The sequence below is a fragment of the Pseudomonas sp. genome, from assembly GCF_002796985.1.
Lineage (GTDB): Bacteria > Pseudomonadota > Gammaproteobacteria > Pseudomonadales > Pseudomonadaceae > Pseudomonas.
Window position 1 is genome coordinate 257,645 of sequence record NZ_PEKX01000008.1, and the last position, 12,388, is coordinate 270,032.

Genomic DNA, 12,388 nt, shown 5'->3' on the forward strand with positions numbered 1-12,388 from the left:
GGCACAGCGCTTGCTGCCTTCCCGGCGGGCGCATTCGAGCGTGCGCAGTGATTCACCGAGCAGATACAGCGGGCCGCTCTGGTCCGATGGATAACAAGAACAGCGAGGCCCCCGGTCATGTCCAGCGAGCAAACCACGGATGAACTCCAGTGCTGTGCCCAGCGCATCGACGCTTCCATCCGTAACGTTTTCCAGCGTCTCGACGAACTGGCCGGCGAGGTCGTAGCGATCTGGCGCACGCTGGCGGAGGAGGGCAAGCGCCCGTCCTCGAAGGACCTCGGGGCACTGCGCCCGCGCATCCAGCATGACCTTACCGATGACGGCACGCGCCTGCACGGCACCGGCGTGGTGATCGAGCCGGGCGAGCTGGCCGATCAGGAAATGTACCTGGAGTGGTGGTACCACGGCCGCGGCGACAAGGTCGTGCCCATGAGCCTGAACTTCAACCGGCGCAGCGAGAGCTTCTACAACTACCTCAACATGCCGTGGTTCTCCCGCCCGCGCGCCAGCGGCCAGCCTTCGGTGGTCGGGCCCTTCGTCGACCTCTACGGCACCGACCTGTACATCCTCGCCTTCTCCGTGCCGATCCAGGTGGACGGCCGCTTCATCGGCGTAGCCGCCGCCGACATCGCCCTGCACGAGTTCGAAGGCGTGCTGCTGGGCAGCCTGATGCAGATGGGCCACGAAGCGCTGGTGGTGAATGGCGAAGGGCGTGTGGTCGCAGCGAATACCGCCAACTGGTTCACCGGCGACCTCGCCCGGCGCACGCTGGGCCGTGATGCGCAGGGGCGTGAGCAGGAGCTGGCGGCATCCTTCTCGCACTGGGCAGTCATTGAACGGCCGCTGAACCGCCGACTGGCCGGCGCGGCCTGAAGCTGCCAAACGCCGCGTAAACGGCTAGGCTAGGGCGGTTCCCTCATCGACGGATACCGCCATGAGCCAGTCGCTCGACACCCTCTCTGATTTCGAACCCCTGAGTGCAGTGGATGCCCGCGTTCTCGGGTGCCTGATTGAAAAGCAGCTGACCACCCCCGAAGCCTACCCACTGACCCTCAATGCCCTGGTTACCGCGTGCAACCAGAAGACCAGCCGTGACCCGGTGCTGAACCTCACCCCCGGCCAGGTCGGCCAATCCCTGCGCCACCTGGAAGGGCGCGAAATGACTCGCCTGGTCATGGGCAGCCGCGCCGACCGCTGGGAGCAGCGGCTGGACAAGGCGCTGGAACTGGTCAAGCCGCAGGTCATCCTGCTCGGCCTGCTGTTCCTGCGCGGCCCGCAGACCCTCAACGAACTGCTCACCCGCAGCCAGCGCATGCACGACTTCGACGACACCGAGGAAGTCCGCCACCAACTCGAACGCCTCGCCGGCCGCGGTATGGCGATTCAGCTGGAGCGCCAGGCCGGCCAGCGCGAAGACCGCTACATGCACCTGCTGGGCACCGAGGAAGACCGCGAGGCGGCCATCGCCGCCAGCGGCAGCCGTGCTTCGAGCGAGCGCAGTGACGGCGGCAGCCACGACGAAGGCCGCCTGGTCGAACTGGAAGGTCGCATTGCTGACCTTGAAGAACGCCTCGCCTTGCTGGAACTGGGCATCTCCCGAGACTGAATCGGAAGATTCCTCTGACAGATCGACCAAGGTCGGTCTGTCAGACTGCTAATCCAACGTTAAGATTTACCCTCGATAGTCAAGCTCGCCCCCGCTGTACCCGGAGTACCCCCCATGAGTCGTAAACCCTCCCAGGCTCAGCTGACCGCCGTGCTCAGCCAGCTGACGGAAACCGACTTCAAATCCATCACCGATCTCAGTGGCCCGCGCGAAGCCAACCTCTATGCCATCCGCGAACTGTTCCGCCAAGGGCTGATCAAGGGCGTGCTGGTTGATGACCCCCTTGGGGCCAAGGATGAGGCTGGCCCGCTGCTGTGCAACGCCGAGCGTTTGCGCCTGCGTAAGCCTTGTGTCGAGGTGGTGATAGAGGCGCAGGCCGAACCGCTGATGCCACGGCTTGGGCTCCTGACGCTCTAGGCAAATCGCGGGGAATAAAAAAGGCGCTGGGCTTGAGGCTCAGCGCCTTTTTTCTTTGGATTTGGTGGAGCCGGGGGGATTTGAACCCCGCCAGTCAATCCGATAGCAACCGATAGATTTCGATAGCGCTAGTGTTTTCGCGGTCTTTCGCCGGATGCGTTCCGATAGCATTGCATTGCGTTCGATAGCGCTGTGGGCAACTTTTGGACACTTACCAGTAGACGAAGGCTGCTGCTGTGGCGATCACAGCGAGTGCGAAAAGCACACCAAATGCAATGCTCTTTTGGCGATTGGCTCTTTTGGCCAGTTGGTTTCGAGCGGCCGCAATCACGTCAGCAGGAGGTACGTTCCGGGCTTTGGCCAGGTCTTCGGCGGATGCTGGCGGCTTCTTTCTGGTTGGCTTTTGGGGTGGCAGTGGCGGCAGTCCTTCACGCTTTCTGCTCTCTTCCTTGAACCAGTCCCTATCAATCAGTCCCATGATTCCACCTCTACTTCCTTCGTCGCGCGTCCGTGCGTTCGGGCAAACCAGCGCCTACCGACTTCCTTTGTGATTGCTATCCCGCGCTTGGATTGGACAAGTTTGTATTGGCCTCGTCGTACTCGGGGCTTGTCTGCCCAATTTCCGGGGCTATTTCTCCGCTGATCAACCATAGGCGGTACGCCGGGAACATGGCTTGTAGAGCGTCTAGCTCTTCTGTGCTCATTCGAATATCCCGATAGCGCACGCTGTGCCAGCGCTGGAAGGCGATGTTGCTCTCTTTCACGAGGCGATCCATTCCCGCCTTAGATATTAGAGTTCTAGCTCTCGCCTGTATCGATTCCATATTGGTCTAAGTATTTTAAGTTAAATAATTGAACTGCCATGGCAGCTTGCTTACTATGTCAGTGAAATAATTTAACTGACGTCAGCCGATCTAGGTTGACAATAGATAGTGCAGGAAAGGCCATGGAAACGAAAGGAATGACAGTTTCTTCGGATGTGCTCAAGGGAGCCCCAATGCTGATGCCGTGGCGGAAATTCGCGGCTTTTATTGGCATGTCTGAGGGGGTTGTTGAAGGGTGGATGCGTGTTGGGTACATCCCGCGCATCAAGATCGGCAACCGCGTCATGGTCAACGTCACTCTGCTGAATCAGCGTCTTCTTGATGGGGAGGCGTGTCTGTGAAGGCTTCTATTGCTCGCGTTGTCGTCACTGTTTCCGCTGTGGCGTTTCTGGCCTTGGTCGCTGCTCTTTTCCAGCAGGCGTATACCCAGTGTGATTCCCGCATGCGCTCCAGCGTAGGGCGTCCTGATATCGCTCTTGGCGCGTGCTGGATGTACGTCACTGCTGTTGATCTGGCGACCTTCCCATTTCTCAAGGGGGAGGGGCTATGAGCCATGAGCGTCCTGTCTCGCTACCTGCACCAGCCGCACCCTTCGGGCTGCGATTGCTCTGTCTGTGCGTCCAGACTCGTGGCGGAAAGTCCTGTTTCCTCCCGGTTCACACAATGCACCGTATGCCGCCCTACGCGCGTATATCCGGTCGTTACCACGATGGCTCGGGTGTGGGGCGTCTGGCGCTCGATCCACTCAACGTACCGGGTGGAACGGGGTTCTACCTGCGAGAAACACATGCCCGCCCGGCGTCCCCCGAAGTACTGGCACGTTGTGTACGACAGCGGCAAACCGACGCCCTTCGTCCCCGTGCACGAGCCATTCGAGTTGGTGAGCTGAGCCATGGTCTCTGACCCGATCCCGCACCTGATCTTTTGGGGCGTTCTGCTGTTGTTCGGCTTCGCGGTACTCCGCTTTCATGCTCGCTACACCTTCTCACAGTGGGTAAGCCGGCACCGCTCTGATTCCAAGGCTGAGGACTAACTGCATGATTCCGCCCCGTCAAAAGCTCTCTGAGGACAAGGAACGCAGGTTCTATGTCTTCGCTCCAGCGTCCGTGGTGCTCGCTCTCCAGACGGAGGCGGTCGCTCGTGATACCGATGCGTGGAAGCTGGGCGGTGCGGTGATCGGTATGTGGGTAGCTGCCGGGTGCCCGGACAGCATTGTCGCTGCGCAAGCTGATGCGAAAGGTGAGCACCAATGATCCGCGCAGTGATCGGACGGCCCGGGGACGGTATGCGCCTAGAGTGTGGGCTCTCGCTCGGCTCCAAGGGCTTCATCGGAGCCGAGCGCCGGAGCCCGTGCACCGCTCTGGCTTGTGCCGTCCGGCCGGCACGGAATATCCCCGTCAAGGGCCGCGCTCCCGGCTCGTCGGAACAGCACCACCGTTCCGGCGAACGGAAGCACGGGCGAAGCGAACCCTTGATGGCTCCCCATCAAAACAGCCTCCGAGTCATAGGGGCGGGGGAAGCTCTATCCCCCCGGCCCTCTGACTCCCTGGCGAAGGGCGGGATGGTAAGGGCAGAGCCCTTACGACTTTGCTCTTGCTGCTGCGTTCCAAGGGCGCAGCCTTTGGTCCCCGAAGGGCCTCCCTAAAGAGCCACCGGCGTAGCCGGGCAACTTCAACACACGGTTTCAACAAGCACCGCTGAATAAGGCCAAGAGCCGAAGTTACAGCAGCGGGCTAACTCACGCCCAAAAAAGGCAAATCAGGAGAAACACCATGTTCGATACCGCCAAGAGTGTCACCGAGATTTGGGTCACCAAGACCGATACCTACACCTCCACCAAGACCGGCGAAATCTACGCCAACGTGCAGGCGATCTCGGCGATTCCCGAAGGTGCCCGTGGTAACGCCAAGGGCTTCGAAATTACCGAGTATCCGATTGAGCCGAGCCTGCTCGATGAAATCGTCTTCAACGGCGCTCCGGTGCGCTGCAAGTTCGCCTCGGTGGTCCGCCCGACTCAAGACCGCTTCGGTCGCACGACTAACACCCAAGTTCTTGTGGAACTGCTGGAGCTGGATGGCAAATCCCTCGGCCAGCCGGCACCGCGTTCGGCTGCTCCCCAGCAAACCCAGCGCCCCGCCCAGCCTGCCGCCGAGAAACACGGCGACTCGGCCAAGAGCTAATTCGGGAGTAGCGCCATGACTCGATACCTCTCCCTGTTCGCCGTGGGTCTTGCTGCTGGCTACGTCTGGGGCTGGATCGATGGTGCGGCGCGCTTCCTATGAATTTCATCGCTTGCGACGGCAGTTGGGCTGTCAGCGCTGATGGCTCTGCCATCTGTACCGGCACCTTGCATGTCGTCACCAGCGAGGAAATGCAGAGCGAGTTCGGCTCTGCACTCACTTGGGATCAGGTTGCGGAACTGCGTGGCGAAGTCCTCGCGCTGTTCTGCATTGCCTTCGGCTTCTTGGTCCTGAAACGACTGCTCAAATAGCGAGGTAACACCTATGAACCAACTCAAGACCCACCTGCAAATCAGCGCCTCGGCGTTCGGTCGCAAGGCCGCTGCTGTCGGCGCTCTGACCCTCGGCGCCGCTGGTGCCGCCATGGCCGCTGTACCGGCTGACGCCACCGCCGCGCTGACCACCGCCGGTGACGACACCAACACCATCGGTTGGGCCGTCTTCGCCGTGCTGGTCGCCGCCGCGGCGTTCAAGTACATGCGCCGCGCCCTGTAATCCCACCCGGCTAACAAGCCGAAGCACCGAACCCCGCTCCGGCGGGGTTCTTTCTTCTGGAGTCCGAACAATGTCCGTTCAATGGTTCGTCCTCATCGTCACCACCGTGGCCTTCGCCGTGGTCCTGTTCGGTCGGGTGTGAGCATGGGCCGTTTCCTGATTCTGCTGCTCGCCGCCCTGGTCGCCACGCCGACGATTGCCACCGAGCGGGTGAAGGTCGATCCCTTCATCAAAGCCGGTCCCGGCTACAGCGCCGCCAATGGCTCGATCACCGGCTACGTGCCCTCCAAGTCCAATGCCGATCTTTTGCTCGAAGCCGAGCGCAAAGGCTGGATGGGTGGCTCTGCTGCAAAGACCCCTGTCACCGTTAAGCCGAAGGTCACGGTTCCGGTTGGTGGGCTTACTTCCAAGCTTAAAGCCGGGCTTAAGACCAATGCCGGGCAGCTTGCCTTGGGCGCTGCTGTCTCCGGTGCTGTAGCGGCTGTCGGTTGGGTGATGTCGGATGACAACACCAAGCTTCAGCGCAAAGAGGAGAGCGTGGATGGCATTCCGGTTAATGGCACCGGTGCCTCTGTTGATGCCTGCTCGTATCAAGCTTCGGAGGTTCTCAACAAGATCAAGGTTGTTCAGTCCAATGGGGTTACCTATGCCATTGGTGCGTGGCCATCTGGTGCCACTGCTGGTACTGGTTGGCCTTCTGGCTATTTGTTCGTGAATAACTGCACTAGTACGGCCCGTGGTTTCACTTATAACTCGCAGGGTTACTGGCCTGTTTCTGCGAGGCGCGTTATTTCGATACAGGACGTCGTTTCACTCAAGCGGGATTTGACTGATTCCGACTACAGCAATCTTGACCCCTGGGTGGCTTCTCAGTCGGCGTCCTGGTTGAAAATGCTGCTCAGTGAGGTGTGTGGTGGCACGTATGGCGGGGTGAGCCCGCAGGCGTGCTATGACGGCCTTCAGAAACAGAGCGCCTCCATCATTACCGGCCCGGCGACTGTGCAGGGGCCGAAGCAAACCACCACCGGCACTTACAACCGCCCGGATGGCTCCATCGGCAATACCTCCACGACAACCAACACCACATACAACATTCGCTACGGCGACACCTACTTCGACTACGACACCGTTACCACCAAGACCACGACCGAAGACGGCGTAAAGACTGGCGAGGAGACCACCAGCGATCAAGGTGATCCGCAGGAAAAGCCCGGCGAGGAAAAGGACAAGGAAGAGGACGAAAAGCCCGAACGCCTCGCTTCGGGCGAGCCTTGCGACGTGCCGCTGTCTTGCTCCGGCGACGCCATCGATTGCGCTGTCCTGACTCAGGAAAAAGCCCTTCGCTGTGCCTACGAGAAGCAGAGCGACTACGAGAAGCACAAGGCCGACATCAAAACTGCTGTTACCGGCTCCAAGTTCGAAATTGACGACAGCACCGAGATTCAAATCCCGTCCTTCATCAATCAGGGCACGCGCTTTCTCCCGGCGTCCTGCCCGGCTGACAAGACCTTCTCCCTAAGAACCAACGGCGGTCGCACCTTCGCCGTGACCTATGAGCCGCTCTGCGCGGCTGCCACTGACCTTGGCTACCTGATCGTCATCGCGGTCGGGGCTTTCTGCGTCCTCTATGTCGGGCGCTCTCTCGGAGGTGAATGATGCAATACGCCTTTATCGTCCAGATGCTGATCGTGATCGCCGTGCCCATCGTGAAGATGGTTCTTCGAGCGATTGGATTCGCGGTCGTCAGCTACGTCGGTTTCAACCTGCTGATCGACATGGCGCGTAGTTACCTAATGTCGCAGATGGGCAGCGTCGCTGTGCCCATTCAACAGATTCTCGGCCTCGCCAAGATCGATGTGGCCATCAATATGTACCTCGCTGCCGTCACCACTCGCGCCCTCATGGCGGGTTGGCTCAAAGCGCAGGATCGCCTACGTCGGCAGGTTTGGAACCCTCCGGGCCGCGACTACATCGACGCTTAAGGAGGGCTCGACATGCTCATTATCCGTACAGGTAAGCCGGGCCACGGCAAGACTCTTAACGCCATCAAGGAAGTGGACGCCAAGGCGTTTGCGGAAGGCCGTAACGTCTACTACCACAATATCCGTGAACTCAAGACGGACAAGCTCCAAGCGCCTTGGTTTGAGTTTGAAGACCCGCTTAAGTGGCATGAGCTGCCGCATGACGCCATCGTTGTCGTGGATGAGGCGCAGGGTTGGTTCGGCGTTCGTGATCCTCGCCAGAAGCCGCCGGAGCATATCAGTGCTTTCGAGACCATGCGTCATCAGGGGCATGAGGTCCACCTGATTACTCAGGATCCGCGTTTCATCGACGTGCACGCTCGCAGGCTCGCCAATGGGCATATTCACTTCTGGCGGGTTTTCAAGAGTCAGCAAGTGCTCCGCTTCGAACATGAGACGGTGATAGATGCTGTCGAGAAAAAGACCAGCTTCAAGGACGCGGACAAGACGGTAGTTAAGCTCGATAAGAAGTACTTCGGCCTCTACACCAGCACCAAGGCCAAGCACCATTTCAAGTTCAATCCGCCGAAGAAAATGATCCTGGCTCTTGCGGTGATCGCTGGCGCGGGGTTCATGGTGTACCGCGCCTATGAGCGCTACCAACAAGGTAGTAAGCCGGCCGATGCAGCTACGGCCAGCGCAATACAAGAGCAGCCCGGCATGGTCGATCAGGCTAAGTCGATGGTGGGTTCGCTGATCAGCCCAACAGGTGGCGATGCTCCCAAGGCGGTTACGCCTGAGCAGTACATTGAGCAGCGAAAGCCCCGCATCGCCGACCTGCCAGCATCCGCCCCGGTGTATGACCAACTCAATACCCCGGTTAGCAAGCCGCGCCTTTACTGCCTGTCCACCAGTGACCCGAGGTTGGTGGAGCGTCGACCGCCGGAGACGGTGAAGGACGGTCAATCCTGTCAGTGCTATACGCAGCAGGCGACCAAGTTCTCCACCAGCTTCGACTTTTGCATCAGCGTGGCGCGCAACGGCTACTTCGATCCCACTTTGCCTGACCGTGGCACCGGCCCTGATGCGCGCATGGCGCAGCAATCGCCTCCGGTGCAGTCATTCCCTAGTGCTCAGTCCACGGCTAGTAGTGAGCCCAACGGGCCAACGGTGACCGTGGTTCCGTATGAGAAGGGGAAGTTTCTTTGGTAGCTCGGCGGGCGGATTTGCGGACGGAGGCGAGGGATGAGCCCCGCCGCAAGCCGCCCCGGCCAGCACGGTCGACGCCCCTGTAACACGTCGGATAACACCCCGGTCATTTGGATAGCATTGGATAGATTTGGACGAATTATGAAGACCAAGGCAATTCACCAGCTTCGTGCAGTACTCCAGCCTGACGGACAGTTCTTTGAGTCGCCCGAAGGGCGTTTGTTTGTTGATCCTAAGACGGTTGAGTTCACTGACCTTTCCGGCGTTCGTCTTCTGCGCTGTGGTGTGGATACGGTGCGCCAGTTGTACAACGGCCTGATTCGCCCTGAGGTAATGGCTGTTTTCGATCAGGCGGAAGACATTGTGGAGTTTGCCGGCTATCAGTGGGCCAAGGGCCGTATCGGTCGTGACTCTGGCTATCAGTTTCGGCTCCAGAACGCCGAAATGGGCATTATTCTGCTGATCAAGAATCACAATGTGCGGCTCGAGAATATCGGCGCTCACCTCAAGATTGAGGTATCGCCGCATGCGCTCGATGGTGCTGATCCAAGTGTGCTGCAAGGCGTTCTCGATGACCTAGCAGCCGCTGTGTTGCAAGCAAGCGAGCCCAATCAGTGCGCGGTGCATATCGCGCTCGACGTGCAGGGCTGGACGCCTCCCGCCGATCTGGTGGATCGCATGCATTGCCGGTCCCGTCGCGTTCGCCAAATCAGCGGTATCGACCGTATCGAGTTCGATAGCAATGCGTCGGTTTATGGGCGTGGTCAGACGTACATGTTCGGCAGTGCGTCCGGGCTGCAACTGTCGATCTACAACAAGACGCTGCAAGCCCGTGCTACTGACAAGCTCGACTATTGGGAATCCGTGTGGGCTTCCCTCAACGGTGATCCTTTTGGTGATAGCGAGCCGGCGTATAACCCCCTGGAAACCGTTTGGCGCATTGAGTTCCGTTTCCATCATTCCATCGTTCAGCAGTTCTCGGAAGGCTCTACGCTCTCCTCCGGTGAGGTGATCGGCTGTGTTACCTACTCGGGCCTTTGCCCGCACCTGCAAGGGCTGTGGCAGTACGCCTGTGAGAATTTCCGCGTTATGTCGCGGGAGGGTGTCTTTGATCCCTTCTGGACACTCATTAGCCAAGATGCCCGTGTGCAGGTCGAGGCCGACCCGCTGATCGAACGCGCTGAGTATCGCCGCTACTACAAGACCGCAAAGGGCTTTTCGGGACGCAACTGCGAGATGTTCCTCGGCCAGTTCGTGAGCCTGATTGCGCGTGAGCGAATCCCTCCAAAAAAGGCCCTCCAGTCCGCCCGTAAGCTCGAATTCTGGCATGTGGTTGAAGATCACTACATTGCCAAGGGTTGGACCTTGCAAGAGTTCGAGCGACACGTTTCGAAGCTCATTGCTGATCGGTACATCAGGCGGGGGTACGCGATCTAATGGCTATTACCAAGCTGGAAGATGGACGTTGGAAGGTGGACGTTCGCGTATCGCCTGTGAAGCGATTCCGGAAAACCTTCAAGACCAAGGGTGAGGCACAGCGGTTCGAGCTGCATGTACAGGGCAAGGCCGAGCAGTCGAAGGAATGGGCGGTAAAGGGGCCTGATCGTCGTAGGCTCTCTGAGCTGGTTGGGCTTTGGTATGACCTGCACGGTCATATGCTCAAGGACGGTGAGCGTCGTCGCGCTAAGCTCGATGCTTTGGCTGTCCGCCTGGGCGATCCCGTGGCGGCCACTTTGCGGCCTCAGGTTTATGCGCATGATCGTCGGGTGCGTAATGAGGCTGGGACGTCGCCTAAGACGCTCAATAATGAGCTGGGGTATCTGCGGGCGGTCTACAACGAATTGCGCGGGCTCGGAGAAGTCGCCTACGCGAACCCTTTGGAGCTGGTGAAGCCTTTCCGTATCGAGGAACGGGAACTGTCGTGGCTCGATGACGGTGAGGTAGACCAACTGCTCGATGCTATTCGCAGTGGCTGCGATAACCCACATGTGTTGCCCATCGTTCTGATCTGCCTTGCGACTGGTGCCCGATGGTCTGAGGCGGAAGGGCTGAGGCCATCAAGGCTTCGTGAATGCACCGTGACCTATGCGCAGACGAAATCATCCCGCGTTCGGTCTATCCCGATTTCTGCCGATCTGGATGCGTTTATTCGTGAGCATTGGAAGCAGCACGGCCAGTTCACTCCGGCGATCACTTCTTTCCGACGTGCGCTGGATCGTTCTGGTATCGAGTTACCAAAAGGGCAGGCCAGCCATGCTTTGCGCCACACGTTTGCCAGCCGCTTCATGCAGAAGGGTGGCAACATCCTCACGCTACAGAAGATTCTCGGCCACTCAAGCCTTGCCATGACCATGCGGTATGCGCACCTCGCACCTGAGCATCTGGTGGAAGCGGTCCGGCTGAACCCATTAGCTGGTAGGGCAATCTTTGGTCAAACGCCTACCCTAGAAAGCAAAAACCCCTGAAATTCTCTAGGAAAATCAGGGGTTTAGGCTGTTTGGATTTGGTGGAGCCGGGGGGATTTGAACCCCCGTCCGCCAGTTCTCCGCTGTCGGTTCTACATGCTTAGCCATCTCTACTGAGTTAACTCCGCGCGGCCCGAGTGGCAGGGCGCTTGGAGCGAGCTGTATGAGTTTTAGCCGTTACGTCTACAGCGAACTTGGCGGCGATCCTGTTCTATATGACAGACCTAATCTTCGGGTTTACAGGCATCCCCTAGGGTCTGCTAGCGGCACTTAGGCTGCTAGGGCGTAGTTGTCGTCGTTGGCAACTATAAAGTTGTGGCAGCTGATTTACGAGAACTGTCACCTACTCGGCATGCCCCTAGAGTTTTGTTACCGGCGTCGAATCCTAATCGGCCCCAAAACCTGTCAAGGTCGGAATCCATTCTACGGTAAAGCCGCCCCGATAGCCACCCGGGGCGGCGCAAGCTGTTGTCAGCTCAGGAATTTCAGCACAGCTTCGGCCACGGCCTCGGAGGACGCGGGGTTCTGCCCGGTGATCAGGCCGCGATCGACCTCCACGTGGCTCTGCCAGTCCGGGCCCTTGCTGTAGCGGGCGCCGTTGGCCTTGAGCATGTCCTGGACGAGGAAGGGCACCACGTCGGTGAGGCCGACGGCGTCCTCCTCGCTGTTGGAAAAGCCGGTGACGTGCCGGCCCTGCACCAGCGGCTGGCCGTCGAGCCCACGGGGATGACGGAACACGGCCGGGGCGTGGCAGACAGCGGAGACGGTCTTGCCACTGGAGTGGAAGGCTTCGATCAGCGCCACCGAGGTGCGGTCCTCGGCCAGGTCCCAGAGCGGGCCGTGGCCGCCGGGGTAGAACACGGCGTCGAAATCGTCAGCCTTGACCTCGTTGAGCTTCACGGTGTTGGCCAGTGCGGCCTGGGCTTCGCTGTCCTGGCGGAAGCGGTGGGTGGCCGGGGTCTGGGCGTCTTCCTCGTCGCTCTTGGGGTCGAGCGGCGGCTGGCCGCCCTTGGGCGAGGCCAGGGTCAGGCTGGCGCCGGCATCCTTGAACACGTAGTAGGGCGCGGCGAACTCCTCGAGCCAGAAGCCGGTTTTCTTGCCGGTGCTGCCGAGCTGGTCGTGGGAGGTCAGGACTACCAGGATTTTCATGCTCACTCCTTCGGCGTATCGC

Annotated in this window: 15 protein-coding genes, 1 other RNA gene and 1 pseudogene; 14 read left to right on the forward strand and 3 right to left on the reverse strand. The window is 59.7% G+C overall.

The features are described 5' to 3' along the window. The first annotated feature begins 117 nt into the window (after window positions 1-117). The 3 genes from CTR55_RS13835 to CTR55_RS13845 all read left to right on the forward strand — a co-directional run bounded on the left by CTR55_RS13835 (window position 118) and on the right by CTR55_RS13845 (window position 2,023). Window positions 118-873 (forward strand): cache domain-containing protein, encoded by a 756-nt coding sequence (locus tag CTR55_RS13835; protein WP_296286991.1) that lies wholly within the window; start codon window positions 118-120, stop codon window positions 871-873. A 61-nt stretch (window positions 874-934) separates the two neighbouring features. Continuing rightward, window positions 935-1,606 (forward strand): DUF480 domain-containing protein, encoded by a 672-nt coding sequence (locus tag CTR55_RS13840; protein WP_296286994.1) that lies wholly within the window; start codon window positions 935-937, stop codon window positions 1,604-1,606. Between the two features lie 114 nt (window positions 1,607-1,720). Beyond that, the gene (locus tag CTR55_RS13845; protein ID WP_296286996.1) at window positions 1,721-2,023 is read left to right on the forward strand and encodes a hypothetical protein; all 303 of its coding nucleotides are present in this window, start codon (window positions 1,721-1,723) and stop codon (window positions 2,021-2,023) included. Window positions 2,024-2,234: 211 nt separating this feature from the next. Here CTR55_RS13845 and CTR55_RS13850 read toward each other — a convergent pair whose 3' ends face one another. Then, on the reverse strand, window positions 2,235-2,501 hold the full coding sequence (locus tag CTR55_RS13850) for a hypothetical protein (protein ID WP_296286997.1): 267 nt from the start codon (window positions 2,499-2,501) through the stop codon (window positions 2,235-2,237). A gap of 468 nt (window positions 2,502-2,969) precedes the next feature. Between CTR55_RS13850 and CTR55_RS13860 the strand changes: the two genes are divergently transcribed. From CTR55_RS13860 to CTR55_RS13910, 11 genes and pseudogenes are all read left to right on the forward strand, one after another. Then, window positions 2,970-3,188: a DNA-binding protein gene (locus CTR55_RS13860; protein WP_296287001.1), complete on the forward strand. Its 219-nt coding sequence runs from the start codon at window positions 2,970-2,972 to the stop codon at window positions 3,186-3,188. A 212-nt stretch (window positions 3,189-3,400) separates the two neighbouring features. Beyond that, window positions 3,401-3,736, forward strand: a complete 336-nt coding sequence (locus CTR55_RS13865; protein WP_296287003.1) for a DUF5447 family protein — start codon at window positions 3,401-3,403, stop codon at window positions 3,734-3,736. A gap of 148 nt (window positions 3,737-3,884) precedes the next feature. Then, window positions 3,885-4,100, forward strand: a complete 216-nt coding sequence (locus CTR55_RS13870; RefSeq protein WP_280055012.1) for a hypothetical protein — start codon at window positions 3,885-3,887, stop codon at window positions 4,098-4,100. A 519-nt stretch (window positions 4,101-4,619) separates the two neighbouring features. After that, window positions 4,620-4,934: pseudogene (locus CTR55_RS13875) on the forward strand (DNA-binding protein); the annotation flags it as partial. A gap of 191 nt (window positions 4,935-5,125) precedes the next feature. After that, entirely contained in the window at window positions 5,126-5,338 is a 213-nt protein-coding gene (locus CTR55_RS13880) for a hypothetical protein (protein ID WP_280055010.1), read from the forward strand. Window positions 5,339-5,351: 13 nt separating this feature from the next. Further along, window positions 5,352-5,582: a major capsid protein gene (locus CTR55_RS13885; RefSeq protein ID WP_296287008.1), complete on the forward strand. Its 231-nt coding sequence runs from the start codon at window positions 5,352-5,354 to the stop codon at window positions 5,580-5,582. Between the two features lie 144 nt (window positions 5,583-5,726). Continuing rightward, window positions 5,727-7,238: a virulence factor TspB C-terminal domain-related protein gene (locus CTR55_RS13890; protein ID WP_296287010.1), complete on the forward strand. Its 1,512-nt coding sequence runs from the start codon at window positions 5,727-5,729 to the stop codon at window positions 7,236-7,238. Then, the gene (locus CTR55_RS13895; RefSeq protein ID WP_296287012.1) at window positions 7,238-7,564 is read left to right on the forward strand and encodes a DUF2523 domain-containing protein; all 327 of its coding nucleotides are present in this window, start codon (window positions 7,238-7,240) and stop codon (window positions 7,562-7,564) included. The genes CTR55_RS13890 and CTR55_RS13895 overlap by 1 nt, the downstream gene beginning before the upstream one ends. Before the next feature lie 12 nt (window positions 7,565-7,576). Then, window positions 7,577-8,755: a zonular occludens toxin domain-containing protein gene (locus CTR55_RS13900; protein WP_296287013.1), complete on the forward strand. Its 1,179-nt coding sequence runs from the start codon at window positions 7,577-7,579 to the stop codon at window positions 8,753-8,755. 138 nt (window positions 8,756-8,893) lie between these two features. Further along, on the forward strand, window positions 8,894-10,189 hold the full coding sequence (locus CTR55_RS13905; RefSeq protein ID WP_296287015.1) for a hypothetical protein: 1,296 nt from the start codon (window positions 8,894-8,896) through the stop codon (window positions 10,187-10,189). Beyond that, window positions 10,189-11,217 (forward strand): tyrosine-type recombinase/integrase, encoded by a 1,029-nt coding sequence (locus tag CTR55_RS13910; RefSeq protein WP_296287017.1) that lies wholly within the window; start codon window positions 10,189-10,191, stop codon window positions 11,215-11,217. The genes CTR55_RS13905 and CTR55_RS13910 overlap by 1 nt, the downstream gene beginning before the upstream one ends. Window positions 11,218-11,256: 39 nt before the next feature. Here the strand turns inward: CTR55_RS13910 and ssrA are convergent. Together ssrA and CTR55_RS13920 are read right to left on the reverse strand one after the other, a co-directional pair. Beyond that, window positions 11,257-11,614, reverse strand: a transfer-messenger RNA (tmRNA) gene (gene ssrA, locus CTR55_RS13915). A gap of 74 nt (window positions 11,615-11,688) precedes the next feature. Further along, window positions 11,689-12,366, reverse strand: a complete 678-nt coding sequence (locus CTR55_RS13920; protein ID WP_296287018.1) for a type 1 glutamine amidotransferase domain-containing protein — start codon at window positions 12,364-12,366, stop codon at window positions 11,689-11,691. Between the last annotated feature and the right edge of the window lie 22 nt (window positions 12,367-12,388).

Coding starts and splice junctions, on each gene's coding strand:
- CTR55_RS13900 (WP_296287013.1), top strand. CDS start 7,577: ATGCTCATTATCCGTACAGGTAAGCCGGGCCACGGCAAGACTCTTAAC.
- CTR55_RS13920 (WP_296287018.1), bottom strand. CDS start 12,366: ATGAAAATCCTGGTAGTCCTGACCTCCCACGACCAGCTCGGCAGCACC.
- CTR55_RS13845 (WP_296286996.1), top strand. CDS start 1,721: ATGAGTCGTAAACCCTCCCAGGCTCAGCTGACCGCCGTGCTCAGCCAG.
- CTR55_RS13860 (WP_296287001.1), top strand. CDS start 2,970: ATGGAAACGAAAGGAATGACAGTTTCTTCGGATGTGCTCAAGGGAGCC.
- CTR55_RS13905 (WP_296287015.1), top strand. CDS start 8,894: ATGAAGACCAAGGCAATTCACCAGCTTCGTGCAGTACTCCAGCCTGAC.
- CTR55_RS13910 (WP_296287017.1), top strand. CDS start 10,189: ATGGCTATTACCAAGCTGGAAGATGGACGTTGGAAGGTGGACGTTCGC.
- CTR55_RS13890 (WP_296287010.1), top strand. CDS start 5,727: ATGGGCCGTTTCCTGATTCTGCTGCTCGCCGCCCTGGTCGCCACGCCG.
- CTR55_RS13865 (WP_296287003.1), top strand. CDS start 3,401: ATGAGCGTCCTGTCTCGCTACCTGCACCAGCCGCACCCTTCGGGCTGC.
- CTR55_RS13840 (WP_296286994.1), top strand. CDS start 935: ATGAGCCAGTCGCTCGACACCCTCTCTGATTTCGAACCCCTGAGTGCA.
- CTR55_RS13885 (WP_296287008.1), top strand. CDS start 5,352: ATGAACCAACTCAAGACCCACCTGCAAATCAGCGCCTCGGCGTTCGGT.
- CTR55_RS13895 (WP_296287012.1), top strand. CDS start 7,238: ATGCAATACGCCTTTATCGTCCAGATGCTGATCGTGATCGCCGTGCCC.
- CTR55_RS13850 (WP_296286997.1), bottom strand. CDS start 2,501: ATGGGACTGATTGATAGGGACTGGTTCAAGGAAGAGAGCAGAAAGCGT.
- CTR55_RS13835 (WP_296286991.1), top strand. CDS start 118: ATGTCCAGCGAGCAAACCACGGATGAACTCCAGTGCTGTGCCCAGCGC.
- CTR55_RS13870 (WP_280055012.1), top strand. CDS start 3,885: ATGATTCCGCCCCGTCAAAAGCTCTCTGAGGACAAGGAACGCAGGTTC.
- CTR55_RS13880 (WP_280055010.1), top strand. CDS start 5,126: ATGAATTTCATCGCTTGCGACGGCAGTTGGGCTGTCAGCGCTGATGGC.